Genomic DNA, 21,852 nt, shown 5'->3' on the forward strand with positions numbered 1-21,852 from the left:
TTCAGGATTAAGAGAGGCAGGTGGACCAGGTGATTAAAATTGATATCAACCTTGTCTTTACTATTATAAACCTGATCGTTCTTTATCTTTTAATGAAGAAGTTCCTTTTCGGCCCGATCATTGGTGTTATGGAGAAGAGAAAAGCTATGATCGATGAGCAGTTTGCTTCAGCAGAGAAGACAACTACTGAAGCAAACCAGCTGAAAGGACAGTATGAGGATGCACTGAAATCTGCGAAGGAGGAATCCTTCAGTATTGTAGAGCAGGCTAAGGACGAGGCAAAAGTACAGGCAGACAGCATCGTGAAGAGAGCTAATGATCAGGCTGGTCAGATTCTTGAGAAAGCAAGAAGAGATATCAGCACTGAGCAGGAAGCTGCTATGAAAGCGATGGAAGGCAAAGTGGCTGAGCTGGCAATGGATGCAGCATCCAGAATCATGGGAAAAAAGAACGACGAAGCACAGGATATGTCCCTATATGACCAGTTTTTAGAAGGAGCAGGTGATCCTCATGACAGAGACGTCCATTAATTATGCAAAAGCATTATACGGTCTTTCTGTCCCGGGGGAGGCAATCTGCGAAACAGGAAGGATTTTTAAGAATACACCTGAGATAGGTAAGATGCTTGAAAATCCACTTGTTTCCCTCAAAGAAAAAGAACAGGTAATAGAGCGGGTTTTTCCGCAGGAAATGAAGAGTTTTCTTAAAGTAACGTGTAAGTATCAGAAGATTGACAGAATCGGAGAGATCCTTGAAGCTTATGATGCTTACAGCCGGGAACAGAAAGGAATTCTCAAGGCAGAGCTTCTTTATGTAACACGTCCTGCCGAAGAGCAGGAAAATAAGATGAAGGAGTTTCTCCGTAGCCAGTTTTCTGCCAGAGAAGTGGAACTTACCCTTACAGAGGATAAAAGCCTTGTAGGTGGATTTGTTCTCAGGGCAGGAGATCGTGAGTACGACTGGAGCCTCATCGGACGTTATAAGAAACTGAAACAGAAATTAACCCGGAGGTGAAATTGAATTGGGTGCAATAAATCCAGATGAAATCATTTCGATTCTCAAGGAAGAAATAAAGAACTATGACGAAATCAGCAAGGACCAGGAAGTAGGCACTGTCATCTCCGTGGGAGATGGTATCGCAACTGTTTATGGCATCGATCATGCCATGTACGGTGAGGTCGTGACCTTCGAGAATGGTCTGAAAGGTATGGTACAGGATGTCCGTGCCAACAGCATGGGATGTATTCTTTTCGGAAAGGATACAGGAATCAAGGAAGGCACCAAGGTTGCCAGAACTGGCAAGCAGGCAGGTATTCCGGTAGGGGATAAATTTATCGGAAGAATCGTGAACGCACTTGGTGAGCCTATTGATGGAAAGGGAGAGATCCAGGCAGAGGAATATCGCCCGATCGAGAACCCGGCTCCTGGAATCATCGACCGTAAGTCTGTAACTGTACCTCTGGAAACAGGAATCCTTTCCATTGATTCCATGTTCCCGATCGGCCGTGGACAGCGAGAGCTGATCATCGGCGACAGACAGACAGGTAAAACATCCATCGCAACCGATACGATCATCAACCAGAAAGGTAAGGATGTGATCTGTATCTATGTTGCCATTGGACAGAAAGCTTCTACCGTTGCAAAGGTAGTTTCCAATCTTGAAAAATACGGTGCAATGGAGTATACAACCGTATTCTCCGCAACAGCCAGCGACTGTGCACCGCTTCAGTATATTGCTCCTTATGCTGGTACTGCTCTTGCAGAGTATTTCATGTATCAGGGTAAAGACGTACTGATCGTATATGATGATCTTTCCAAGCATGCAGTGGCATATCGTGCATTGTCACTTCTGCTTGAGCGTTCTCCGGGACGTGAGGCATATCCTGGTGACGTATTCTATCTTCATTCCAGACTTCTGGAGCGTTCCAGCCGTCTGAGTGAAGAGGCAGGCGGCGGATCCATTACGGCACTTCCGATCATCGAGACACAGGCCGGTGATGTATCTGCATACATTCCTACAAACGTAATTTCCATCACAGATGGTCAGATCTTCCTGGAAAGTGATCTGTTCTTCTCAGGTATGCGTCCGGCAGTCAATGTTGGTCTTTCCGTATCCCGTGTTGGTGGTGCTGCACAGACCAAGGCTATGAAGAAAGCTTCCGGTAGTGTACGTATCGACCTGGCACAGTACAGAGAGATGGAAGTGTTCACCCAGTTCAGTTCAGATCTGGATGAGGCTACAACTGCACAGCTGAAATACGGAAGCTGTCTGATGGAGCTTCTGAAACAGCCGCTCTGCAGCCCGTTAAGTCTTCATCAGCAGGTAATTACTCTCTGCGTTGCGACTCACAAGCTGATGGTAGATGTAGAAAAGAAAGAGATCAAGAAATATCAGAAGGATCTTCTGGAGTACTTTGATAATGTATATCCTGAGATCGGCAAAGAGATCGAGACTACAAAGCAGCTCTCTGATGAGCTTGTAGAGAAAATCGTAAAGGCGGCAGAAGAATTCAGAGATAAGAGCAGGTAGGTGTTGATATGGCAAATGCAAAAGAAATACAGACTCGTATGAAAAGCATTCAGGACACCATGAAGATCACCAATGCGATGTACATGATTTCTTCTTCCAAGATGCAGAAGGCCAAGAAGATCCTGCAGGACACGGAACCATATTTCTATAATATGCAGGCTGCCATTGCCAGGATCCTCCGTCATATGCCGGACATCCAGCATCCTTTCTTCAGTGAGCGTCATCTTGTTCCGAAGGATGAAAGAAAGGTAGGTACCATTGTCATTACAGGTGATAAAGGTATGGCTGGTGCATACAATCATAATGTACAGAAAATGACAGAAGATTTCATGGAAGAGGTACCGGGACATCACAAGCTGTATGTCCTTGGTATGGTAGGGCGTCAGTATTTCGGCAAGAGAGATGTGGATATGGACGGCGGTTTTCATTATACCGTGCAGAAGCCGACTATGCACAGAGCACGCCTTATCACGGAAGAGATCGTACGGGCATTTCTTGAAAGAGAGCTGGATGAAATTCACATTGTCTATACACAGATGCTGAATGCGATGGCAATGGAAAATGTGAATATGCAGCTTTTACCGCTGAAAAAGGCTGATTTTAAGGTGGGTCAGATCCCGGCAGATATTTATCAGGAGGAGATCGTGTTATCTCCGTCTGCAGATGTGCTTCTGGATACTATGATCCCCAACTACCTTACAGGTGTGATCTATGGATGTCTTGTAGAGGCATATGCCAGTGAGAACAGTGCGAGAATGACAGCAATGCAGTCCTCTACAGATAGTGCGAAGGCGATGCTGAAGGATCTTTCCATTCAGTATAATCGTGCACGTCAGGCTGCGATCACCCAGGAGATCACTGAGGTTATCAGCGGTGCTAAAGCACAAAAAAGGAAGTGATGACTATGAATAAAGGTAAGATCGTACAGGTTATGGGACCTGTTGTAGACGTTGTTTTTGAAGACGGACAGCTTCCGGATATCAAGGATGCCCTTGAAGTCGAGAACAACGGTAAGAGATGCGTTATGGAGGTGTCCCAGCACCTTGGAAATAATATCGTACGCTGCATCATGCTGGGAGCCAGCGAGGGCCTGCAGCGAGACAGAGAAGTAACAGCTACCGGAAGCGGTATCAAGGTTCCGGTTGGAGATAAAACACTTGGTCGTCTGTTCAACGTTCTTGGAGATACCGTAGATGGCGGTGATTCTCTGGACGGTGAAGAGCATTGGGTCATCCATCGTGATCCGCCTTCATTTGAGGAGCAGAAACCGGCAGTTGAGATCCTGGAAACAGGTATCAAGGTTATCGATCTTCTTGCTCCATATGCAAAAGGTGGTAAGATCGGTCTGTTCGGTGGTGCCGGTGTTGGTAAGACAGTCCTTATCCAGGAGCTGATCCAGAATATCGCTACCGAGCATGGTGGATATTCTATTTTCACCGGTGTCGGTGAGCGTTCCCGTGAGGGTAATGACCTTTGGACAGAGATGAAGGAATCCGGTGTTCTTGAAAAGACAGCCTTAGTGTTCGGACAGATGAACGAGCCGCCTGGAGCACGTATGCGTGTTGCTGAGACAGGACTTACCATGGCAGAGTATTTCCGTGATCAGGAGCACAGAGATGTACTTCTTTTCATTGATAATATCTTCCGTTTTGTACAGGCAGGATCTGAGGTTTCCGCTCTGCTTGGACGTATGCCGTCCGCAGTAGGATATCAGCCTACACTGGCAACTGAGATGGGTGAGCTTCAGGAGAGGATCGCATCTACCAAGGAAGGTTCTGTTACATCTGTACAGGCAGTATATGTACCGGCCGATGACTTAACTGACCCGGCTCCGGCAACAACATTTGCCCATCTGGATGCAACAACCGTTCTTTCCCGTAAGATCGTTGAGCAGGGTATTTATCCGGCCGTAGATCCGCTTGAGTCTACTTCCCGTATCCTGGAGGCAGATATTGTTGGTGAGGAACATTACGAGGTTGCACGTAGAGTACAGGAGATCCTTCAGAAATATAAAGAACTTCAGGACATCATTGCTATTCTTGGTATGGAGGAGCTCTCAGAGGAAGATAAGCAGACAGTATTCCGTGCAAGAAAGATCCAGAAGTTCCTTTCCCAGCCGTTCCATGTAGCTGAGAACTTCACCGGTATCAAAGGTAAATATGTACCTCTGAAAGAGACGATCCGCGGATTTAAGGCGATCATTGACGGCGAGATGGATGATTATCCGGAGAACGCATTCTTTAATGTTGGAACCATTGATGATGTAATTGCAAAAGCAAAAGCCGAGGAGAACCGGCAGTAAGGAGCAGCTATGAGTGAGACATTTGGCCTGGAAATATATGCCAGCAATAAACTGGCTTATGCAGGACGTGCTCAGAAGCTTATTATCCCGGCAGTGGATGGTGAGCAGGGATTTCTTGCCCATCATGCGAATGTTGTAGCTGCCATCATTCCCGGTGAGATGCGTTTTGAGGATGCTGACGGTAATGAGTATGTGTTTGCTGTGAGCAGCGGATTTGTTGAGATGATCAATAACCGTGCCAAGCTGTTCTGCCTCAGCGTAGAGAGTCCGGACGAGATTGATATCCGCCGTGCTCAGGAAGCAAAGGAACGTGCAGAAGAGCAGCTTCGTCAGAAACAGAGCATCCAGGAGTATCATATGAACCAGATGGCACTTGCGAGAGCGATGACACGTCTTAAGGTAACACATAAGCAGTAAATTTAAATCATATAAAAAGATCCATTGTCAGGAAACTGACAGTGGATCTTTTTTTCTCTGTTATTTTGTGGATGAATTAGAATCGGTATTTTCCGGATCAGAAATGGAAGAAGCTTCAGATGCTGTATCTTTGTCGGAGTTATCAGAAGTATGAACAGGCTTTTCTGTCAGCTGCTGATATGGACGATAGGGTTCCCAGTAATGCTCTTCTTTTGTTTCGGTTTCCTGTTTCAGTTTCTTTTTCTGCTGAGTAAGAAGATAAATACCTGCAGCAATGATACCTGCAGCAATGACGATCTGCGGAAGGCTGTTGCAGATATTGTATACATAGTCGACCATATTAGTCGGTACAATGAAGTACAAAAGACTTGTGAAACGACTCCACAGGATGCAGATACCAAACAGGATCAGGATCCATGCAGCTGCACTTTGATGCTTTTGTAAGAATTTTCCCATATCACCGGAAAGCTGATCCATGTGAAGAATGTAATTATCCTCTACAGAGTAGAATTCTTCTTCTGACAGGGATTTCAGATTATGGACATTAAAAAAACTATAGAACCATATCACCGGGAGAAACATGGCCAGCCATCCAAGACCGGTTATGGATGCCAGTGCGATCGATCCCCAGAACAGTAGCATAATGCTAAGTCCCTGTTTTTTAAATCCCATGTACATTTCCCCGGCACCGGGGATCAGGGAAAAGATAAATACCCAGAAACCATGTTTTTGTTTTTTCATAAATTTACTTGCCTCCGTTTATAATTTTATTCGTAAGATCGTTCAGATTATTACTGATCTTCTGAGAATGTTCACTGAGCTGGGAACCTACCTGCATGGAAAGCTGGTTTAGGCCGGAACCAATGTCAAGGGATGAAGAAATCTTAACTTTTGTTTCCGGTGAAGGATGAAGAGCCGTAAAATCTGTCTGAGATACAGAAAAAAGCATGATCAGCGCAACACCCATGCCTACGGCAGTCCGTAAGCCTGCACAGAGAAGCTTCATCCAATAAGCAGTTTCATGTATTTTTCTGGAAGCCTGAACTTCCGGAGAAGCTGCTTTTTTCAGAATTTCATCCTGCAGATAGGATGGAGCATACTCAGAAGCGGCATCCTCATTCTGAAGAAGTTCATCCAGACAGAAGTCACATTGCTCCATATGCTCCAGAAAATGGATCATTTCATCCGTATTCATGGTTCCGTCCTGGAATTTCTGTAATTCATCCTGTGGTATGTGCATCTAATCACTCCTTTCCAGCAGTGCTTTCAGCATAGATCTGGACCGGTAGATCTGCGTCTGGACTGTTTTGATATTTTTATTCTGCGCTTTTGCAATTTCTGCGGCGGTTTTTTCTTCGCAGAAATGCTCAAGGGCAACCTCCCTGTAGGGGCTTTTCAGCGCTACACATAAATGCCGGATCCGATCCTTGAAATCTTTGTCCAGAAATGCCTCCTCCGGGGAAAACTCTTTATCATGGAGCTGTTCAAAATAGGTGTCCTCTGTGGGAATGGTACGTCTGCCGGCTGCTTTCAGATGATCCAGACATTTTCTGACTGCGATCTTGCTGAGCCAGGCTTTTTCGTAGGTGCCATCAAAACGGGAGAGATTTTTGTAGGCGGAAAGAAAAACATCCTGTGTCAGATCCTCGGCGTCAAAGGGATTGCCCACCGATTTCAGACAAATGGAAAATATTAAGTTTTGGTATGTATGTATCAGATATTCCAGATATTCTTCCCGTGTAATGCAATCAGCTCCCTTCTCTTCCCGCTTCATTTATTATAACGCGGAATCTGAAGGAAAGCCTTCAGCTTTTATAGAAAAATATGTAAATCATTGGATAAATGCCGCTTTTATATAGCGGGGAGAGAAAATTTGGTCTATACTATAAGTCGTCAAAGCAGAGATGCAGAAAGGATGAGACAAATGACAGAGACGAAACGTTTATATTATGAAGATGTATATAAAAAAGAATTTACAGCCAAAGTCCTGGAGTGCAGAGAAGCAAAAAAAGGTTTTCATATCATTCTGGATGAGAGCGCTTTTTACCCGGAGGGCGGTGGACAGCCAAGCGATACCGGATATCTCAACGATGTGAAAGTAAAGGAAGTGCATGAAAAGGAGGGAGAACTTCTTCATTATACAGATCAGCCGATGGAAGTCGGAACAGAAGTACAGGGACGCATCGATTGGGCAAGAAGATTTGATCTGATGCAGCAGCATTCCGGTGAGCATATGGTGAGCGGACTGATCCACGAGGCTTACGGATACGATAATGTAGGCTTTCATATGGGAAGCGATACCATTACCATAGATCTGAATGGCCCGTTGGATGAGGCGCAGCTTGCTGAGATCGAGCGGAAAACAAACCAAAAGATATGGGAAGATACGCAGATAAAGATCATATATCCTACAGCGGAGGAACTGGAAAAAATCGACTACCGAAGCAAAAAAGAGCTCACCGGTCAGGTGCGGATCGTAGAATTTCCAGGGGTGGATATCTGTGCATGCTGCGGAACTCATGTGACACATACCGGAGAGATCGGAATGGTGAAACTTCTTTCCGTGGAAAAATTTCGTGAAGGTGTCCGTATTGAGATGATCTGCGGAAAACGTGTGCTGGATTATCTGAACATGGTCAATGACCAGAACCACCAGATTTCTGTAAAGCTTTCCGCAAAAATGGATAAGACTGCGCAGGCAGTGGAACGCCTTCAGGAAGAGAATTTCCGACTGAAAGGACAGGTTGGGCAGCTGGTAGACGACATGTGCCGGAAAGAGGCAGAGCGTTATGCAGGAAGCGGAAGCGTTCTCATCTTTATGGATGGAATGGATGCAGACAGTGTGCGGAAGCTTGCAGACGCCGTGACACAGACCTGCCAGGGCTGCTGTGCGGTATTTTCCGGAAATGCAGACGGAAGCTACAAGTATGCAATGGGCGAAAAAGACGGCGATCTCCGTCAGTTTACAAAAGAGATGAATGCGAAATTAAACGGACGCGGAGGTGGAAAGCCGTTCTTTGTACAGGGGTCGGTGCAGGCATCTGAGAAAGAGATCCGAAACTTTTTTGAGCAGTGATGAAAATGTTTGGGGAATGTCATGCACATATATTTCTCAATGGCTATGATTACCGGAAAGCCGTTGAGACACAGAAAAACGGGCCCCGGGATGCACTGATCCGTGCTCATTTTGAGGAATACCGGAAAAGAGGAATCCGTTTTGTGAGAGACGGAGGAGATCATTACGGTGTGTCAAAACGGGCTGCCAGACTGGCCCCTGAATATGAAATTGACTATCGCACACCGGTTTTTGCCATTTATAAAGAGGGGCATTACGGGAAGATCGTTGGAAAAAGCTTTTCAGACATGAAGGAATATCACAGAAGAGTTCTGGAAGCTGCCGCTGAAGGTGCGGATTTTATCAAGATCATGACTACAGGGCTTCTGGATTTTGCAGATCACGGGAAAATTACGGGAACGCCGCTTTCAGCAACGGATGTGAAAGAAATGGTACATATTGCTCATGAAGAGGGATTTGCCGTGATGAGCCATACAAATGGATGCTATGGCGTACAAGCAGCAGTGGAGGCTGGTGTTGACAGTATTGAGCATGGGAACTATATGGATGATGAGACGATTTCCATGCTGGCAGACAGCGAAAGCGTGTGGGTTCCGACACTTGTAACTGTGCGGAATCTTAAAGGCTGCGGCAGATTTGAAGATACGATTCTTGCATCTATTATAAAGACAGGCGAGCAGAATCTGAAGAAAGCTTTTGAAAAGAAGGTTCATGTGGCAGTAGGAAGCGATGCCGGTGCATATCAGGTTCTTCACGGCCAGGGTGTACAGGATGAAAGCAGAGCTTTTTTTGATATACTGGGTGATACGCAGGCAGTACGAAGCTGGATGGAAGATGGAGAAAAAAGGATCCGTACCATCTTCCGTCACGGGTCTTCGAATTTAATACAGGTATAAATATTGGAGGTGCGTGATTTCGCAGGGTTGAAAGTAACCCGGAGATCGGCACCTTCTTCCATTCCGCTTGAGGAAAGGTCCGGAACGTTTTCACGGCTGCAGAGGATCTTTACGCCGTCGTATGTCTGGAGCAGCACGGTATTGGCGGTTGTGCCCAGGATCGTGCCGGTTACAGTAGAAGTAATGTTGCGTACTGAAAGTATGTCCGGATCCTCCCCGGTGATTCCACGGATCTTCATGCCGCTGGTGGATTCACCATTAAATTTACCGGTATAGATAATGTTTACATAAGATCCCGGAGCCATTCCTCCTTTGAAATATACAGGAACCGAGGAAAGTGAAACAGTCAGTTCCGATCCTGTGGTCTGCGGAATGACAGTCATTGTGCCGGTGCTGACATTTACGATCTTTGCACGGAGATGCTGTTCTTTTTTCTTCGGTTCAGGGGAAGGCGTAGGAGTTGCTGCAGGTACTTTCAGTGGATCCGTATCGGAGACACTGATCACTTTTGTGAAACTGCCGTCATACTGTTTGTCATCCACGAGTGTTTCGTTGATGAATTTACCGCGAAAATGGACATAGACCCACTTGCCGGCCTTGATGCCTTTTTTGTAGTATTGTCTGACACCGGTGACAGGGAAGGTTACGGTATTTCCCTTTTCTGTAACTATCACAAGGGCATTGGATGTGAGTGATTTCACTTTGCCCTTTAAAGTGCGGTCCTCCAGAGGAGTTTCATTATGATATTTGTCGGTTATTTTGATGGGGGAAATGGTGCTGATATCCGTTCCGGAAAGCTGTCCCTGGTAGATCACACTGACCTGATCACTGGATACAACGCCGTATTTGCATTCAAGCCTTGTCTGGGAAACATCAAATACATAGGTTTCTCCATTGCTGGAAATCGTCAGGTGTGTACCGTCAAAATCCAGCAGTGTGCCGGTAAGCTCATCTATATAAACACGTTCTTCCGTGGAAGGCTCCTGATCTTCCTGTTCTGTGGAATCTGAAGCAGTAACGTCTGAAATTTTATCCTGAAGAGAAATAATATGATCATCGATCTGATCATTGCTGCAGCCTCCCGCAAAAAGGGAAAGGCCGAGAATCATACATGCAGCAGACAGTTTTTTCATTTGTGTCCTCCGACCCGGGATAACGGTCAGTCCTGTTTATCTGTAAGATCATGGGTTTCCGACGCCGGTATAAAGTCAAAGATCTGGCGGAAAGAATCCCATTGCTCACGGCTGTCGATTCCATGGTTGATCAGACCCGTGCATTCAGTACAGGCATTGGTATCCAGATAATTATTGTAATAAATATGATAGGGATTTTGGGTGTTTTTTTCCTGCGGATCGTTCATCGGATCAGTCTCCTTATTGATTGATAAGGATCAGTATATGAAGGCAGGAAAGATTTTATACATATTAAGGGTATTATAGCAAAAAGATTTTTTGATTTCTACAGGGATTTACGGAAAATCCATGCATTTACTGAAAACGTGTTCCTACAGGCTGAACACGGAACCAGTAGGTATAGGAATACTGAAATCCAAGAGAGCTGTAAAGCTTTTCTGCGGAAGTATTGTTTTTTACCACCTGAAGATAAGCGTGGCTGGCGCCTCTTTTTTTGCCCTCATTGAGAAGACCGGTACAGATCTGACGGGCATATCCTCTGCGGCGATAATCTTCACGTACATGAATGGCATAGATACCGATGTAGTCGCGATCCAGGATTCCAAGACCTGTGGCAATGATCTCGCCGTTTTTTGTTATGGAAGCGCAGACAGTTTCCTTAAGAATGGCACGGTACATGGAAGGAACGACGCTTCGATGGATCGGATTTGTAGTTCTTTTCAAGTCAAAAAGGCTGTGGATCCAGAAATCAGGAATTTCATTGGAAAAAAGCACATCGGTGACAGACGCATCCAGAACGGCATTGTCTAGGTCTACAGTCATAACATTTGTTATGTGCTGAACGGAATAGCCCCTGTTTTCCAGCATATAGTCAAAATCCGGGGATACAAGGGGGCTGATCTTAAAGATCGCAGGAGTTCCCAGACGCTTATAGACCTGTTCGCAGTAGGGGATTTTTTCGCGCCATGGAAGTGTGGAGGTTCCGAACTGTTCCACACTGTTGGTCCTGTGCGTATAGAAATAAGAAAAACGTAAGATCCATCCGTCATAAAGTTCCATTTTATGGGAAGGCCATGCGTTCAGTGACATATCTTCGATTTTTTTGATCGTTGTTTCCATAGTATTACCTTTCTGATATGATCAATTTATAAAGTTTATCTGCCAGGATCTGATGCCCCTGTGGTGTGAGATGGATACCGTCAGAAGTTATTGATGCAGGCCCGGATCGTGCAGCTTCCTGATCCAGATCGTTCTGCAGCGGGAGAAAAACGGCGCCATGATCCTGACTGATCTTTTTAATATGTACGGACATCTGTGAAAGAAGGGGAGCCCAGGAAGCGTAGCAGCGTGGCCATGGAAAAACAAAGGGTTCCAGGAAATAGAGCGTTCGTTTCCGGGAGTTTGTGCAGGATAGCTTTTTTGCAAGGAGCTCATAACGGGTGACAAATTTGTTCATCAGATCCTGCTGTTGTGCAGATGAACGGCGGGTGTTCATCATGATCCCCACATCATTGATCCCGATCAGGACGGTAACAATATCCGGATCAGAGCTTTCCAGCCAGAAATCTGTGTTCTGAAGAAGCCGTTCCAGGGTGAAACCATCAATACCTCTGTTTTCAATGGAAAATCGGTGATCTGTGTTATGAAGCAGACAGGAGAGCTGCTTCACATATCCTTTTCCAAGAGGATCTGCGGAGAAAAGCCGTCCGCAATCTGTGATACTGTCTCCGAGACACAAAATGCGAGTCATCCAATTCCTTCTTTCTGTTATACCGGGCGGATCATTATCCGCAGTCGATTATTTTCGTATTGGTGCTTTGATAGTAGCACTTACACCAGCAGTGGTCAAGCGTACGAAATACCGGAAAATGGGTAAAAAACGAATAAACGTGAAAAACATGAAAATTTTTTAAAAAAATTAAAAAAAGTACTTGCATTTTGAAAGAAAGTGTTATATACTAACGAAGTCGGTTGAGGGAAACAACAAAAAACGAAATCAAACGACAGAAACAAAAGAATATGGCCAGTTGGTCAAGGGGCTAAGACGCCGCCCTCTCACGGCGGAAACACGGGTTCGATTCCCGTACTGGCTATTAACTGAAAGCAATCAGAACATGTTTCTGGTTGCTTTTTTGTTTATGATCACAAATGGGGATTTTGGGAGGTTTTACTATGATCATTGATAATGTGTATGTTTTTACACCGGACAAAGCATTTGTAAAAGGCGGGATTATCCTGGATGGGGATAAGATCCGACAGGTTTATGAAGAAAAGGATGCGCCGCAGCTTAACGGGGATGTTCTGGACGGAAAAGGCTGCTACGCCATTCCGGGACTGATCGATCTGCATTTTCATGGATGCAAGGGAGATGATTTCTGCGACGGAGACAAGGCTGCGATCGGAAGGATCGCGGAATATGAGGCATCGGTAGGAGTTACAGCGATCGCGCCGGCTACTATGACTTTACCGGTAGAGGAACTGGAGCAGATCCTCCATACAGCAGCAGAATATAAAAAAGAAACAAAGGACTGCCGTAAGGCGGATTTTCTGGGGATCAATATGGAAGGGCCTTTTATCAGCCCGGCGAAAAAAGGGGCACAGGACGCGAGGAATATCCTGCCATGTAATGTGGAAATCTGTGACCGTTTTTTAAAGGCCTCGGAAGGTCTGGTAAAATTTATAGGGATTGCACCTGAAGAAAGTGAGCATGCAGCAGAATTTATCCGAGAAGTTCATGAAAGGGTCAATGTTTCTCTGGCACATACCAATGCAGATTACGATACAGCAATGGAAGCATGCAGAGCAGGGGCAAACCATGCAGTCCATCTGTATAACGCAATGCCTACGTTTACGCATCGTGCACCAGGTGTCGTAGGTGCTGTTTTTGATAGTAAGGATGTTATGGCAGAGATCATCTGTGACGGGATCCATATCCATCCGTCTGTTGTTCGAGCTACCTTTCAGATGATGGGAGCTGACAGGATGATCCTGATCAGCGACAGTATGAGAGCTACCGGTATGCCGGACGGTCAGTATACACTGGGCGGACTGGATGTTAAGGTTGTGGGAAGACTTGCCACGCTGGTATCTGACGGTGCGATCGCAGGATCTGCCACAAATCTGATGGACTGTATGCGTACAGTTGTTAAAAAGATGGAGCTTCCGCTGGAAACAGCCGTGGCCTGCGCGACCATAAATCCGGCCAGAAGCCTTGGTGTGGAAGAACAGTACGGATCTCTGGAAGCAGGTAAAAAAGCTCATGTGGTACTGCTGGATCAGGATCTGGAACTGAAAGCAGTGATCAAGGACGGAGTAAAGATTCGATAGGATCATAGAAGATAAAACGATAAAAAATAAAAAGAATTTCAGGAGCAGATGACAGCAAAATTCGTGTCAGAATTTGTCGAACGAAAATGCTGGACAAAATGCTCCTGAAATTCTATAATTAATTTCACCAGAGATCTTCTGGTATCGATCACCGCCAGGTCAGGCGGGAAATCCCATTTTTATCATAACTGAATAAACATATATTTTAAGAAGGAAAGGGGGCGTGTATGTTTCTTTATGGAGAATTATCCGTGGTGATATCTGCGATGGCGGTCTGGATGGATCTTAAAGATGCATCTGTAGACAATGGATGGATCCTTTTTTCTTTTATGATCGGTTTCCTGATCCAGATCACAGAAAACGGGCCGAAAGGTGGAGTGATCTTTCTGGCAGGAGTGGCCGTGCCGGTGCTTCTTTTGGGAATCCTTTTTATATTCCATATGATCGGCGCCGGAGATATCAAGCTTCTGTGCGCACTTGGCGGGATCATGGGGCCGCGGACAGTTATGGAATGTATTGTTTATTCTTTGCTTGCAGGTGCAGGCATTTCTCTGGCAATTCTTATTTCTACAGGCGGTATCCGCCGACGATTCCTTTATTTATATCAGTATATGAATGAGTTTTACTGTACCGGTGAGATACGTCCTTATTACAGAAAGGGGATGAGCTTTCCGGAGAACTTTCATTTTACGGTACCCATATTTTTGAGTGCGGTGCTTTATGCAGGAGGTGTGTATTGAAGAAAAACATATTTGCGGTCTGTGATCTGGAGGTGGATTATGCTTTCAATTTTATGGATTATCTGAACCAGAAAAAGAATCTTCCGTTTGAGATCCAGGCATTTACCACGGCGGAAAGTCTCATTGCCTACGGAAAAGAAAATCATATTGAGTTGCTGCTGATTTCCGATAAAGCAATGCGAAAAGAAGTCCGTGACCTTGGTATCGGAAAGATCATCATTCTTTCAGAGGGTGTGCATCCTCCGGAACTGGATCAGTATTCAAGTGTGTATAAATATCAATCTTCCTCAGATGTGATAAGGGAGGTGATGGCCTGCTATGGAGAAGAGAAGTCTCTTGATCCGGTAACTTTTCCTGTGTTGAAAAAGACAATGGAGATCATCGGTGTTTTTTCTCCTCTTGGCAGATGTCTGAAGACATCCTTTGCACTTGCGCTGGGACAGATACTGGCGAAAGAACGTGCCGTTCTTTATCTGAATCTGGAATCCTATTCTGGTTTTGAGGAACTTCTTGGGAAAAAATTTCCGGCTAATCTGAGTGATCTGTTTTATTATGTTCGCCAGGGAAATGAAAACCTGATCCATAGAATGAACGGAATGATCCAGACAGTAAACAATCTGGATTTTATACCGCCTGTAAGAACACCTTCAGATATCCGGACCGTGGACTGGGAAGACTGGGAGCAGCTGTTGCAGGAGATCGTACTTCACAGTTCCTATGAAGTGCTGATCCTGGATATGGGAGAAAATGGAGATGAGGATTTCCGGCTTCTGGAAATGTGCAGAAAAATCTATATGCCGGTTTTGAATGACACACTTTCTGTCTGTAAGGTGACACAATTCGAAAATCTTCTGCGTATCTGGAATAAAGAAAAGATCTTGGAAAAAACAGAAAAGGTGCATCTGCCCTTTCATATGGATAGGATCTCTTCTGACGCTTACGTAGAACAGCTGGTCTGGAGTGAACTGGGAGATTATATCCGTGAACTTTTGAGAAAGGAGCGGTCATGAACAGAGAAAAATTCCGGGAAATGTATGATCTGCTCATGGAACAGCTGGATGTTTCCAGAGAGCTGTCCGATGATGAGATCCTGGGGGTGATCGATGAACTGATATTAACTCAGGCAAGGGAACTGTTTCTTTCACTGAAGGAGAAAGTAGAGCTCAGACAGGAGCTGTTCTGTTCTGTGCGCAAGCTGGATGTTCTGCAGGAACTGATCGATGATGAAAGTGTTACAGAGATCATGGTAAATGGTCCGGATCATATTTTTGTGGAACGTGGAGGAAAACTGACCAGATGGAATAAGGTCTTCACGTCAGAAGAGAAGCTGGAGGATGTGATCCAGCAGATCGTAGGGCGCTGTAACCGGGTTGTCAACGAGTCCATGCCCATTGTAGATGCAAGGCTGGAAAACGGAGCACGTGTGAATGCAGTGGTTTATCCGGTTGCTCTGAATGGTCCGATCCTGACGATCCGTCGTTTTCCGGATGATCCTATCACAATGGAAAAACTGATCGCTTTTGGAAGCATCACCGAAGAATGTGCACAGTTTTTAAAAAAACTTGTTCAGGCAAGATATTCTATTGTGATCGGTGGAGGTACAGGCAGTGGAAAAACAACATTCCTTGGAGCTGTTACAGAATATATTCCAAAAGATGAGCGCCTGATCACCATTGAAGATAATGCGGAGCTTAAGATCCGGGGAATTGATAACCTGGTATGTCTGGAGGCAAAAATGGCCAATATGGCGGGCGCGGTGTCAGTAACGATCCGAGATCTGATCCGGTCAGCCCTTCGAATGAGACCGGATAGGATAATTGTAGGGGAAGTCCGTGGAGGAGAGGCAGTGGATATGCTGCAGAGCCTGAATACGGGACATGATGGAAGCCTTTCAACACTTCATGCAAACAGCAGTCAGGATATGCTTTCCCGAATTGAAACGATGACATTGATGGGGATCGATCTTCCCCTGGAAGCAATCCGAAGGCAGATCGCTTCCGGGGTAGACATTCTGGTACATCTCGGGCGTATGCGGGATAAAAGCAGAAAGCTGCTGGAAATCACAGAAGTATGTGGATTTGAAAACGGAGAGATCCAGACCAGGCCGCTGTATCGCTGGGAAGAAGGAAAGGGACTTGTAAAAACCGGAGAACTTTTGCATTGTGAAAAAATGAAACGGGCAGGAATCAGACTATGAAAGAGCGGAAAGGAAAGAATCAGAAATGGAGATCTACGAGGAAAGATTACAGGATGTATCATTTTACGGGGAAGGAGACCGCAAAGTATCTTCTGGAGGGAGCTGCCGTATGCGCTGCAGCCGACTATCTGTTTTATCAGAGCCTTCCTGTGTTGCTGTTTATGCTTCCAATACCAGTGCTTTTTCTGAAAATGCAGAGGAAAAAATGCACTGCACGGCAGCAGAGGGAGCTGAATTACCAGTTCCGGGATGCTCTGACGGCCATGAATGTGGCGGTACAGGCCGGCTATTCCGCGGAGAATGCGGTGCGTGCCAGTGTAAAGGATCTGGGGAGACTTTATGAAAAGGGAAGTGATATCCTGGATGAATTTCGGTATATCGAAAGCCAGCTGCGTCTGAGTGTTCCGGTGGAAGAGCTGTTCCTGGATCTGGGAAAACGCAGCGGAGTGGAAGATATTGAAAATTTCGCAGCAGTATTTTATACAGCAAAAAGAACAGGCGGGGATATGACGCAGGTGATCCAGAAAGTAGCCAGAATGCTTAGTGATAAGATCGAGGTAAAAAAAGAGATCGAGGCAACGCTGGCCGCAAAGAAATCGGAACAGATGGTTATGAGTATCATGCCGGCCGGTATCATCTGCTATCTGAAACTGACTTCGCCGGGATTTTTGGATGTACTTTATGGGAATCCTTTCGGAATCTGTGCCATGACAGTTTGCATGGTGATCTATGGCTTGTCTTACTGGCTGGGTGTGAAGATTGTAGACATAGAAGTGTAGGTGAGGATAATGTGGATACATATTTTGATATTTATGGTGATCCTTGGGGTGTTTCTGGCAGGAAAAATGGGGCGGCTGCCTCCGGAAGCCGGAAATCCGGAAGAAAAGAAACTGTTTATACGGATAGCGCTTACCGGAAATATCATCGGTATGCTCCTGACATTTCAAAGTGGCGGAGATAAGGTTTATTCATCCGGATACCGTATGGAAAAAGAGGAGACAGGTGCTTATGAAGAGAAATTCAAAGTATCTGTAGACGGAGAAGAAGCCGGTTCCCTGTATGTGCAGGTGCCGGAAAAAGAAACAGAAGGATCCGAAGAAGAGCCGGAAACAGAACTTAGCGAAGAACAGCAGCGCGAGAAAGAGTTGCAGGACATGATCGTACAATATAATCAGAAAAAAAACGATCCGCAGTACTATTATCTTCCAGATGAATGGAATGGAAAACATCTTGAATGGGAGCAGCCAAAAGACAAAACAGGAAACCTGCTTTCAGCTCTTGGTCTGGCAGCAGCGGTAGCAGCTGTCATTGCAAAAAAACGGGAAGAACAGAATGCTCAGATAAAAAGAAGAGAACAGATGCTGATGGATTATCCAGGACTGATCATGAAATTTACCCTTCTGGTGCAGGCAGGCTTAACTGCCAGAAAAGCGTTCCAGAAAATAGCACTGGATTACGGAAAGAGAGAAGATGGTAAAAAACGTGAGGCTTACGAAGAAATCCGAGTAGCCTGTTATGAGATGGACAGTGGGATTTCCGAAGCAGAGGCTTACCGGAGATTTGGAGAACGGTGCGGACAGGTAAAGTATAAAACTCTGTCAACACTACTGATCCAGAACCTCCAGAAAGGAAGCAGGTATCTGGCCGATCTGCTGGAAAAGGAATCCGTGGAAGCTTGGGAGGAGCGAAAAAGAAAAGCAAGAGTGCTGGGAGATACAGCAGCAACAAAACTGCTTCTTCCGATGGTCTTGATGCTCCTGGTGGTGATGGCGGTGATCATGCTTCCGGCATGCCTTTCCTTTTACGGAGGGTAGGACTGGAGAACAGAGAAAGGAAATGTGAGGTGACAAATGAAAATATGTGGAAATATGTAAAAGAATTTGCGATGGAAGAGGATGCGGTGGGTGTTGTGGAGATCATCCTGATTCTGGTGGTTCTGATCAGTCTGGTCATCATCTTTAAGGAACAGCTTACAGCACTTGTTAAAAAAATCCTTACAAAAATCACAAAACAAAGCAACACGATCTGAAAATGAGAAAAAGCGGTGATATCTGCTGATATTTCCGTTTTGGAAAGGAGAGGTACCCCTTGGCAGGAAATGTGAAAAAAGGCAGCATTACGATCTTTCTGGCTCTGATCTTGAGCCTGGTTCTTTCTCTTGTGTGTGCCAGCATTGAATCTGTACGCATGGCAGCTGCCAGGACACAGATACTTAACAGTATGGATATTGGCTTATATTCCTTATTTGGACAGTATGACCGAACGCTTTTGGAAGATTATGAGCTGTTTGCACTGTATGCAGGTGGAAAAGAAGAACTGGATATGGCTTCTGTATATGATGATTTTCAGACTTATATGAAACCTGTATTGAAACAGAACAGTCAGAAACTGGAGCTTCTCCAGGGCGGATTCAATGGTTATCAGCTTCTGAGCGACGGAAAAGGCGAGATTTTTTACCAGCAGGCTGTTCAGTATATGCGTGAAACTCTGGGAAGCCAGGGGGTACAGACTCTTCTCGGAAAACTGAAGGATCAGGAAAAGAAGACAGAGGATGCAGAGAAAAAAGGAGAACAGGCAGAAAATAAAGGAACGTTGGATTCCTATGATTCTGCTATTACGGACGCCGCGCAGAAGAGCGAAGAAGCCAAAAAAGAACAGGAACAACAAAAAAACCAGGGAGATTTTTCGGATGCAGGAAATGGGGATGATTTTACCGGCGGTGTTGATGAAAGCGTGGAAAATCCTATTCCGATCATCAGAAGAGTCCGTAAAATGGGACTTCTTGATCTGGTAGTACCATCCGAACGGGGAATATCGGATGCGGTTACAGACAGAAAAAGCCTTACATCCGGAAGAAAGCTCCAGACAGGACTAATGTTGGATACGGATATACGATCCGATAATTCGTATACGTCCGGAATATTGTTTGGACAGTATCTGCTAAAGAAACTGGGAAATTATCGAAGACCGGCAGCGGCAGGGTTGAATTATCAGGTGGAATATATTCTTGGAGGGAAGAACAGTGATCGGGAAAATCTGAAGTCCGTGGCAGGAAAACTTCTGGTGATCCGTCAGGGGGTTAACATGGCGTATCTGCTTTCAGATGGTGGAAAACGGATACAGGTCGAAACACTGGCGCTGGCGATTGCATCAGGTTTTCTGATCCCACCGGCGGCAGCAGTGATCGAAGCGGCACTGATTTTTTGCTGGGCATTTGCGGAGAGTATTCTGGATGTCCGGGAACTTTTTGCAGGAGGACATGTACCTCTTATAAAAAACTCCTCAGACTGGCAGCTGTCTTTGAGTAATCTGCCCAATATCCTGGACAAACTGGATTCTTCAAGAAAGGATGCAGGGAATGGAATGTCTTATGAGGATTATCTTCAGGTTCTGCTTATGGTGAAAGGAAAACAGGATAAAGTTCTGAGAGGAATGGACATGATCGAGTGCTCTGTACGTGAAAAGGGAAAAAGACCGGGTTTTCAGATGGATCACTGCATCACTGCCATGGAAGCGTCTGCAGATGTAAAAGCAAATAGACGGAAAATATTTACAGTTACACGTCAGTATGCGTATGAATAGAAAGAGAGGTGTACAGGGATGCTTTTTCAGAAAGAAAAAGAAGATAAAAATCAGATAAACAGACTGGATCAAAAAAGAGAAAGGCGCTCTCGAAGAGCTTTTTTCCTGCTTTCCCCGATAAGCCGGAAAACGCTTTCTGGAAAAGTATCCCTGTGCACCTTTCTGAAAAAAGCAAGTCTCACTCTGGAGACTGCGATGGCTTTGCCGCTGTTTTTTTTCGGAGTGCTCACGCTGCTTTCTTTTATGGATATTTACAAGGTACAGACGGAGCATCTGACCGGCTTGTGCCAGAAAGCAAAGGAAGCAGGTATGTATGCGTATGGTGCTGGCGGTTCAGGTACAGAAACGATCACATTGCCGGACATATATTCCTATCAGCCCATAGGCGGTCTGATCCCGCTTCCTAAAATATGGTTCCATAATACGGTAAAGGTTCATACGTGGAATGGTGTGGTATACGAAAATGGAAAGGATACAGTGGAGAGCCAGCCTATGGTGTATGTGACAGAATCAGGAAGTGTGTATCACAGAAAACTGGGGTGCAGTTATCTGAATCTGTCTGTTCAGCAGATATCAGGCTCTTCGGTTAAAGCTTCAAAAAATGCATATGGAGAAAAGTATCAGGCCTGTGAGCTGTGCAGTCGTGGGCAGGAACCGGCCGGAGTGGTATATATCACAAAAAAGAGTAACCGTTTTCATAACAGGGAAAGCTGCAGCGCATTGAAACGATCTGTACGGATGGTGAAAGAAACAGAGGTTTCCGGTGAAATGAGTGCCTGCGGACGATGTGGCTGAAGGGAGAGATCATGAGCAGTGTAAAAATTTGCATGACTGTACTTCTTGTAATTAATACCTGGACAGATATCCGAAAAAAAGAAATCTGTTTACCGGTGCTTTTTATATTTCTGGCAGGCGGGATCCTGTGGCGGATCAGGCAGGGGCTTTTCTGGCCGGCAGGGATTATTTCCATGGGAATCGGAGTATTTATAATTTTGATCGCTTTGATCAGTGGAGGAATGGTCGGATTTGGAGACGGATTGCTGATACTGACAATGGGCTCTGTGCTGGGAGCCGGAGAACTGGCAGGGATCCTCTGTGGTGCATTATTGTTGTGCGGAATCTACTCAGGCATTGAGTATCTTATGCTAAAAAAGAGTCGAAGTGAGGAAATTCCTTTTGTACCGTTTCTGCTGATCGGATATTTGGGAGGGATATTTTTGTGAGAAAAATAAAAAAGGGGAGCTTTACAATAGAAGCTGCATTGCTCATGCCTCTGGTGCTTATGATACTGATCGGAGTGCTGTATCTGGATTTTTTTGTACATGACAGAGCATATCTCACTGCGGCAGCTTATGAGGCAGCAGTCAGTGGCAGTATGGAAGGATATAAAAAGAAAGGGAACATATATGAAAAGGCGGATATACAGGGTAGAATGCTGGGAGATATCGGGCTGCCGGGAGGAGAGAATCTGAGCATGCAGACAAATGCAGGAAAAACTGTGAAAGTAACTTACAGACTGGAAGTACCTGCCGGGTTCCTGGGGCAGAAATGGAAGCTGGAAGTCAGTGGTAAGGCAAAGCCTCTGCGGCCTGTGGGATGGATCCGCAAGGTAAAAGGAACTGTGGATATGCTGGGAGAGGTGACGCCATAAA

The 21,852-nt window shown here is 45.4% G+C and carries 26 protein-coding genes and 1 tRNA gene; 20 read left to right on the forward strand and 7 right to left on the reverse strand.

All coding sequences use genetic code 11. The features are described 5' to 3' along the window. The first annotated feature begins 29 nt into the window (after window positions 1–29). From atpF to atpC, 6 genes are read left to right on the forward strand one after another with little or no spacing between them, the layout of a single operon-like run. On the forward strand, window positions 30–530 hold the full coding sequence (gene atpF / locus ABCM67_RS07000) for a F0F1 ATP synthase subunit B (protein ID WP_022427145.1): 501 nt from the start codon (window positions 30–32) through the stop codon (window positions 528–530). After that, window positions 511–1,014, forward strand: coding sequence for an ATP synthase F1 subunit delta (atpH, locus tag ABCM67_RS07005; protein WP_015525579.1), 504 nt, complete (start codon window positions 511–513; stop codon window positions 1,012–1,014). The genes atpF and atpH overlap by 20 nt, the downstream gene beginning before the upstream one ends. 7 nt (window positions 1,015–1,021) lie before the next feature. Beyond that, a complete protein-coding gene (gene atpA / locus ABCM67_RS07010; RefSeq protein WP_021652816.1) occupies window positions 1,022–2,530 on the forward strand; it encodes a F0F1 ATP synthase subunit alpha in 1,509 nt (502 codons plus the stop codon). Between the two features lie 8 nt (window positions 2,531–2,538). Continuing rightward, window positions 2,539–3,429 carry an ATP synthase F1 subunit gamma gene (gene atpG, locus ABCM67_RS07015; protein ID WP_022427144.1) on the forward strand — a complete coding sequence of 297 codons (891 nt, stop codon included), beginning with the start codon at window positions 2,539–2,541 and terminating at the stop codon, window positions 3,427–3,429. A 5-nt stretch (window positions 3,430–3,434) separates the two neighbouring features. Beyond that, the gene (atpD, locus tag ABCM67_RS07020; protein ID WP_015525581.1) at window positions 3,435–4,832 is read left to right on the forward strand and encodes a F0F1 ATP synthase subunit beta; all 1,398 of its coding nucleotides are present in this window, start codon (window positions 3,435–3,437) and stop codon (window positions 4,830–4,832) included. A gap of 9 nt (window positions 4,833–4,841) precedes the next feature. Then, complete coding sequence (atpC, locus tag ABCM67_RS07025) at window positions 4,842–5,249, forward strand: ATP synthase F1 subunit epsilon (RefSeq protein WP_015525582.1); 408 nt, start codon at window positions 4,842–4,844, stop codon at window positions 5,247–5,249. Between the two features lie 60 nt (window positions 5,250–5,309). Here the strand turns inward: atpC and ABCM67_RS07030 are convergent, their stop codons facing one another. From ABCM67_RS07030 to ABCM67_RS07040, 3 genes are read right to left on the reverse strand one after another with little or no spacing between them, the layout of a single operon-like run. Beyond that, window positions 5,310–5,990, reverse strand: a complete 681-nt coding sequence (locus ABCM67_RS07030; protein ID WP_147603213.1) for a hypothetical protein — start codon at window positions 5,988–5,990, stop codon at window positions 5,310–5,312. Window positions 5,991–5,994: 4 nt separating this feature from the next. Further along, window positions 5,995–6,489: a hypothetical protein gene (locus tag ABCM67_RS07035; RefSeq protein WP_022427141.1), complete on the reverse strand. Its 495-nt coding sequence runs from the start codon at window positions 6,487–6,489 to the stop codon at window positions 5,995–5,997. Then, a complete protein-coding gene (locus tag ABCM67_RS07040; protein WP_059086212.1) occupies window positions 6,490–7,023 on the reverse strand; it encodes a sigma-70 family RNA polymerase sigma factor in 534 nt (177 codons plus the stop codon). Window positions 7,024–7,164: 141 nt separating this feature from the next. Here ABCM67_RS07040 and ABCM67_RS07045 point away from each other — a divergent pair, with 141 nt between their 5' ends. After that, a complete protein-coding gene (locus ABCM67_RS07045) occupies window positions 7,165–8,325 on the forward strand; it encodes an alanyl-tRNA editing protein (protein WP_110102750.1) in 1,161 nt (386 codons plus the stop codon). Window positions 8,326–8,330: 5 nt separating this feature from the next. Continuing rightward, the gene (locus ABCM67_RS07050) at window positions 8,331–9,221 is read left to right on the forward strand and encodes an amidohydrolase family protein (protein WP_015525587.1); all 891 of its coding nucleotides are present in this window, start codon (window positions 8,331–8,333) and stop codon (window positions 9,219–9,221) included. Here ABCM67_RS07050 and ABCM67_RS07055 read toward each other — a convergent pair. The 4 genes from ABCM67_RS07055 to ABCM67_RS07070 all read right to left on the reverse strand — a co-directional run bounded on the left by ABCM67_RS07055 (window position 9,191) and on the right by ABCM67_RS07070 (window position 12,104). Next, window positions 9,191–10,354, reverse strand: coding sequence for a hypothetical protein (locus tag ABCM67_RS07055; protein WP_015525588.1), 1,164 nt, complete (start codon window positions 10,352–10,354; stop codon window positions 9,191–9,193). The two genes, ABCM67_RS07050 and ABCM67_RS07055, sit on opposite strands and share 31 nt — an antisense overlap. Before the next feature lie 26 nt (window positions 10,355–10,380). Beyond that, the gene (locus ABCM67_RS07060; protein WP_059086211.1) at window positions 10,381–10,581 is read right to left on the reverse strand and encodes a hypothetical protein; all 201 of its coding nucleotides are present in this window, start codon (window positions 10,579–10,581) and stop codon (window positions 10,381–10,383) included. Between the two features lie 127 nt (window positions 10,582–10,708). Beyond that, a complete protein-coding gene (locus tag ABCM67_RS07065; RefSeq protein WP_015525590.1) occupies window positions 10,709–11,473 on the reverse strand; it encodes a GNAT family N-acetyltransferase in 765 nt (254 codons plus the stop codon). A 4-nt stretch (window positions 11,474–11,477) separates the two neighbouring features. Continuing rightward, complete coding sequence (locus tag ABCM67_RS07070; RefSeq protein ID WP_015525591.1) at window positions 11,478–12,104, reverse strand: SGNH/GDSL hydrolase family protein; 627 nt, start codon at window positions 12,102–12,104, stop codon at window positions 11,478–11,480. A gap of 271 nt (window positions 12,105–12,375) precedes the next feature. Between ABCM67_RS07070 and ABCM67_RS07075 the strand changes: the two genes are divergently transcribed. From ABCM67_RS07075 to ABCM67_RS07130, 12 genes are all read left to right on the forward strand, one after another. Next, window positions 12,376–12,447 (forward strand) — tRNA-Glu (locus tag ABCM67_RS07075). A gap of 79 nt (window positions 12,448–12,526) precedes the next feature. Beyond that, on the forward strand, window positions 12,527–13,681 hold the full coding sequence (gene nagA, locus ABCM67_RS07080; protein WP_015525592.1) for an N-acetylglucosamine-6-phosphate deacetylase: 1,155 nt from the start codon (window positions 12,527–12,529) through the stop codon (window positions 13,679–13,681). 227 nt (window positions 13,682–13,908) lie between these two features. Further along, window positions 13,909–14,421, forward strand: coding sequence for a prepilin peptidase (locus ABCM67_RS07085; RefSeq protein ID WP_021652829.1), 513 nt, complete (start codon window positions 13,909–13,911; stop codon window positions 14,419–14,421). Next, window positions 14,418–15,431 carry a hypothetical protein gene (locus ABCM67_RS07090; protein ID WP_147603215.1) on the forward strand — a complete coding sequence of 338 codons (1,014 nt, stop codon included), beginning with the start codon at window positions 14,418–14,420 and terminating at the stop codon, window positions 15,429–15,431. The genes ABCM67_RS07085 and ABCM67_RS07090 overlap by 4 nt, the downstream gene beginning before the upstream one ends. Then, on the forward strand, window positions 15,428–16,618 hold the full coding sequence (locus ABCM67_RS07095; protein ID WP_092071684.1) for an ATPase, T2SS/T4P/T4SS family: 1,191 nt from the start codon (window positions 15,428–15,430) through the stop codon (window positions 16,616–16,618). Before ABCM67_RS07090 ends, ABCM67_RS07095 begins: the two co-directional genes overlap by 4 nt. Next, entirely contained in the window at window positions 16,615–17,397 is a 783-nt protein-coding gene (locus ABCM67_RS07100; protein WP_021652832.1) for a type II secretion system F family protein, read from the forward strand. The genes ABCM67_RS07095 and ABCM67_RS07100 overlap by 4 nt, the downstream gene beginning before the upstream one ends. 9 nt (window positions 17,398–17,406) lie before the next feature. Then, entirely contained in the window at window positions 17,407–18,432 is a 1,026-nt protein-coding gene (locus ABCM67_RS07105; RefSeq protein ID WP_342992700.1) for a type II secretion system F family protein, read from the forward strand. A 44-nt stretch (window positions 18,433–18,476) separates the two neighbouring features. After that, window positions 18,477–18,647, forward strand: coding sequence for a Flp1 family type IVb pilin (locus tag ABCM67_RS07110; protein WP_044962312.1), 171 nt, complete (start codon window positions 18,477–18,479; stop codon window positions 18,645–18,647). 59 nt (window positions 18,648–18,706) lie between these two features. Beyond that, on the forward strand, window positions 18,707–20,200 hold the full coding sequence (locus tag ABCM67_RS07115) for a DUF5702 domain-containing protein (protein ID WP_180214806.1): 1,494 nt from the start codon (window positions 18,707–18,709) through the stop codon (window positions 20,198–20,200). A 195-nt stretch (window positions 20,201–20,395) separates the two neighbouring features. Then, a complete protein-coding gene (locus ABCM67_RS07120; RefSeq protein WP_243874551.1) occupies window positions 20,396–20,995 on the forward strand; it encodes a hypothetical protein in 600 nt (199 codons plus the stop codon). Window positions 20,996–21,006: 11 nt separating this feature from the next. Next, on the forward strand, window positions 21,007–21,423 hold the full coding sequence (locus ABCM67_RS07125; protein ID WP_147603218.1) for a prepilin peptidase: 417 nt from the start codon (window positions 21,007–21,009) through the stop codon (window positions 21,421–21,423). Continuing rightward, window positions 21,420–21,851, forward strand: a complete 432-nt coding sequence (locus ABCM67_RS07130) for a TadE/TadG family type IV pilus assembly protein (RefSeq protein WP_021652838.1) — start codon at window positions 21,420–21,422, stop codon at window positions 21,849–21,851. The genes ABCM67_RS07125 and ABCM67_RS07130 overlap by 4 nt, the downstream gene beginning before the upstream one ends. The last annotated feature ends 1 nt before the right edge of the window (window position 21,852 follow it).

The organism is Blautia sp. 2227st1_G12_2227SCRN_220401, assembly GCF_039062885.1.
Classification (GTDB): Bacteria; Bacillota; Clostridia; order Lachnospirales; family Lachnospiraceae; genus Blautia_A; species Blautia_A fusiformis.

What these genes read in the sequence shown, in the direction of transcription:
- atpH (WP_015525579.1), top strand. Translation starts at nt 511, where the DNA reads ATGACAGAGACGTCCATTAATTATGCAAAAGCATTATACGGTCTTTCT.
- atpG (WP_022427144.1), top strand. Translation starts at nt 2,539, where the DNA reads ATGGCAAATGCAAAAGAAATACAGACTCGTATGAAAAGCATTCAGGAC.
- atpD (WP_015525581.1), top strand. Translation starts at nt 3,435, where the DNA reads ATGAATAAAGGTAAGATCGTACAGGTTATGGGACCTGTTGTAGACGTT.
- atpC (WP_015525582.1), top strand. Translation starts at nt 4,842, where the DNA reads ATGAGTGAGACATTTGGCCTGGAAATATATGCCAGCAATAAACTGGCT.
- ABCM67_RS07030 (WP_147603213.1), bottom strand. Translation starts at nt 5,990, where the DNA reads ATGAAAAAACAAAAACATGGTTTCTGGGTATTTATCTTTTCCCTGATC.
- ABCM67_RS07035 (WP_022427141.1), bottom strand. Translation starts at nt 6,489, where the DNA reads ATGCACATACCACAGGATGAATTACAGAAATTCCAGGACGGAACCATG.
- ABCM67_RS07040 (WP_059086212.1), bottom strand. Translation starts at nt 7,023, where the DNA reads ATGAAGCGGGAAGAGAAGGGAGCTGATTGCATTACACGGGAAGAATAT.
- ABCM67_RS07045 (WP_110102750.1), top strand. Translation starts at nt 7,165, where the DNA reads ATGAGACAAATGACAGAGACGAAACGTTTATATTATGAAGATGTATAT.
- ABCM67_RS07050 (WP_015525587.1), top strand. Translation starts at nt 8,331, where the DNA reads ATGTTTGGGGAATGTCATGCACATATATTTCTCAATGGCTATGATTAC.
- ABCM67_RS07055 (WP_015525588.1), bottom strand. Translation starts at nt 10,354, where the DNA reads ATGAAAAAACTGTCTGCTGCATGTATGATTCTCGGCCTTTCCCTTTTT.
- ABCM67_RS07060 (WP_059086211.1), bottom strand. Translation starts at nt 10,581, where the DNA reads ATGAACGATCCGCAGGAAAAAAACACCCAAAATCCCTATCATATTTAT.
- ABCM67_RS07065 (WP_015525590.1), bottom strand. Translation starts at nt 11,473, where the DNA reads ATGGAAACAACGATCAAAAAAATCGAAGATATGTCACTGAACGCATGG.
- ABCM67_RS07070 (WP_015525591.1), bottom strand. Translation starts at nt 12,104, where the DNA reads ATGACTCGCATTTTGTGTCTCGGAGACAGTATCACAGATTGCGGACGG.
- nagA (WP_015525592.1), top strand. Translation starts at nt 12,527, where the DNA reads ATGATCATTGATAATGTGTATGTTTTTACACCGGACAAAGCATTTGTA.
- ABCM67_RS07085 (WP_021652829.1), top strand. Translation starts at nt 13,909, where the DNA reads ATGTTTCTTTATGGAGAATTATCCGTGGTGATATCTGCGATGGCGGTC.
- ABCM67_RS07095 (WP_092071684.1), top strand. Translation starts at nt 15,428, where the DNA reads ATGAACAGAGAAAAATTCCGGGAAATGTATGATCTGCTCATGGAACAG.
- ABCM67_RS07100 (WP_021652832.1), top strand. Translation starts at nt 16,615, where the DNA reads ATGAAAGAGCGGAAAGGAAAGAATCAGAAATGGAGATCTACGAGGAAA.
- ABCM67_RS07105 (WP_342992700.1), top strand. Translation starts at nt 17,407, where the DNA reads ATGTGGATACATATTTTGATATTTATGGTGATCCTTGGGGTGTTTCTG.
- ABCM67_RS07110 (WP_044962312.1), top strand. Translation starts at nt 18,477, where the DNA reads ATGTGGAAATATGTAAAAGAATTTGCGATGGAAGAGGATGCGGTGGGT.
- ABCM67_RS07120 (WP_243874551.1), top strand. Translation starts at nt 20,396, where the DNA reads ATGGCTTTGCCGCTGTTTTTTTTCGGAGTGCTCACGCTGCTTTCTTTT.
- ABCM67_RS07125 (WP_147603218.1), top strand. Translation starts at nt 21,007, where the DNA reads ATGAGCAGTGTAAAAATTTGCATGACTGTACTTCTTGTAATTAATACC.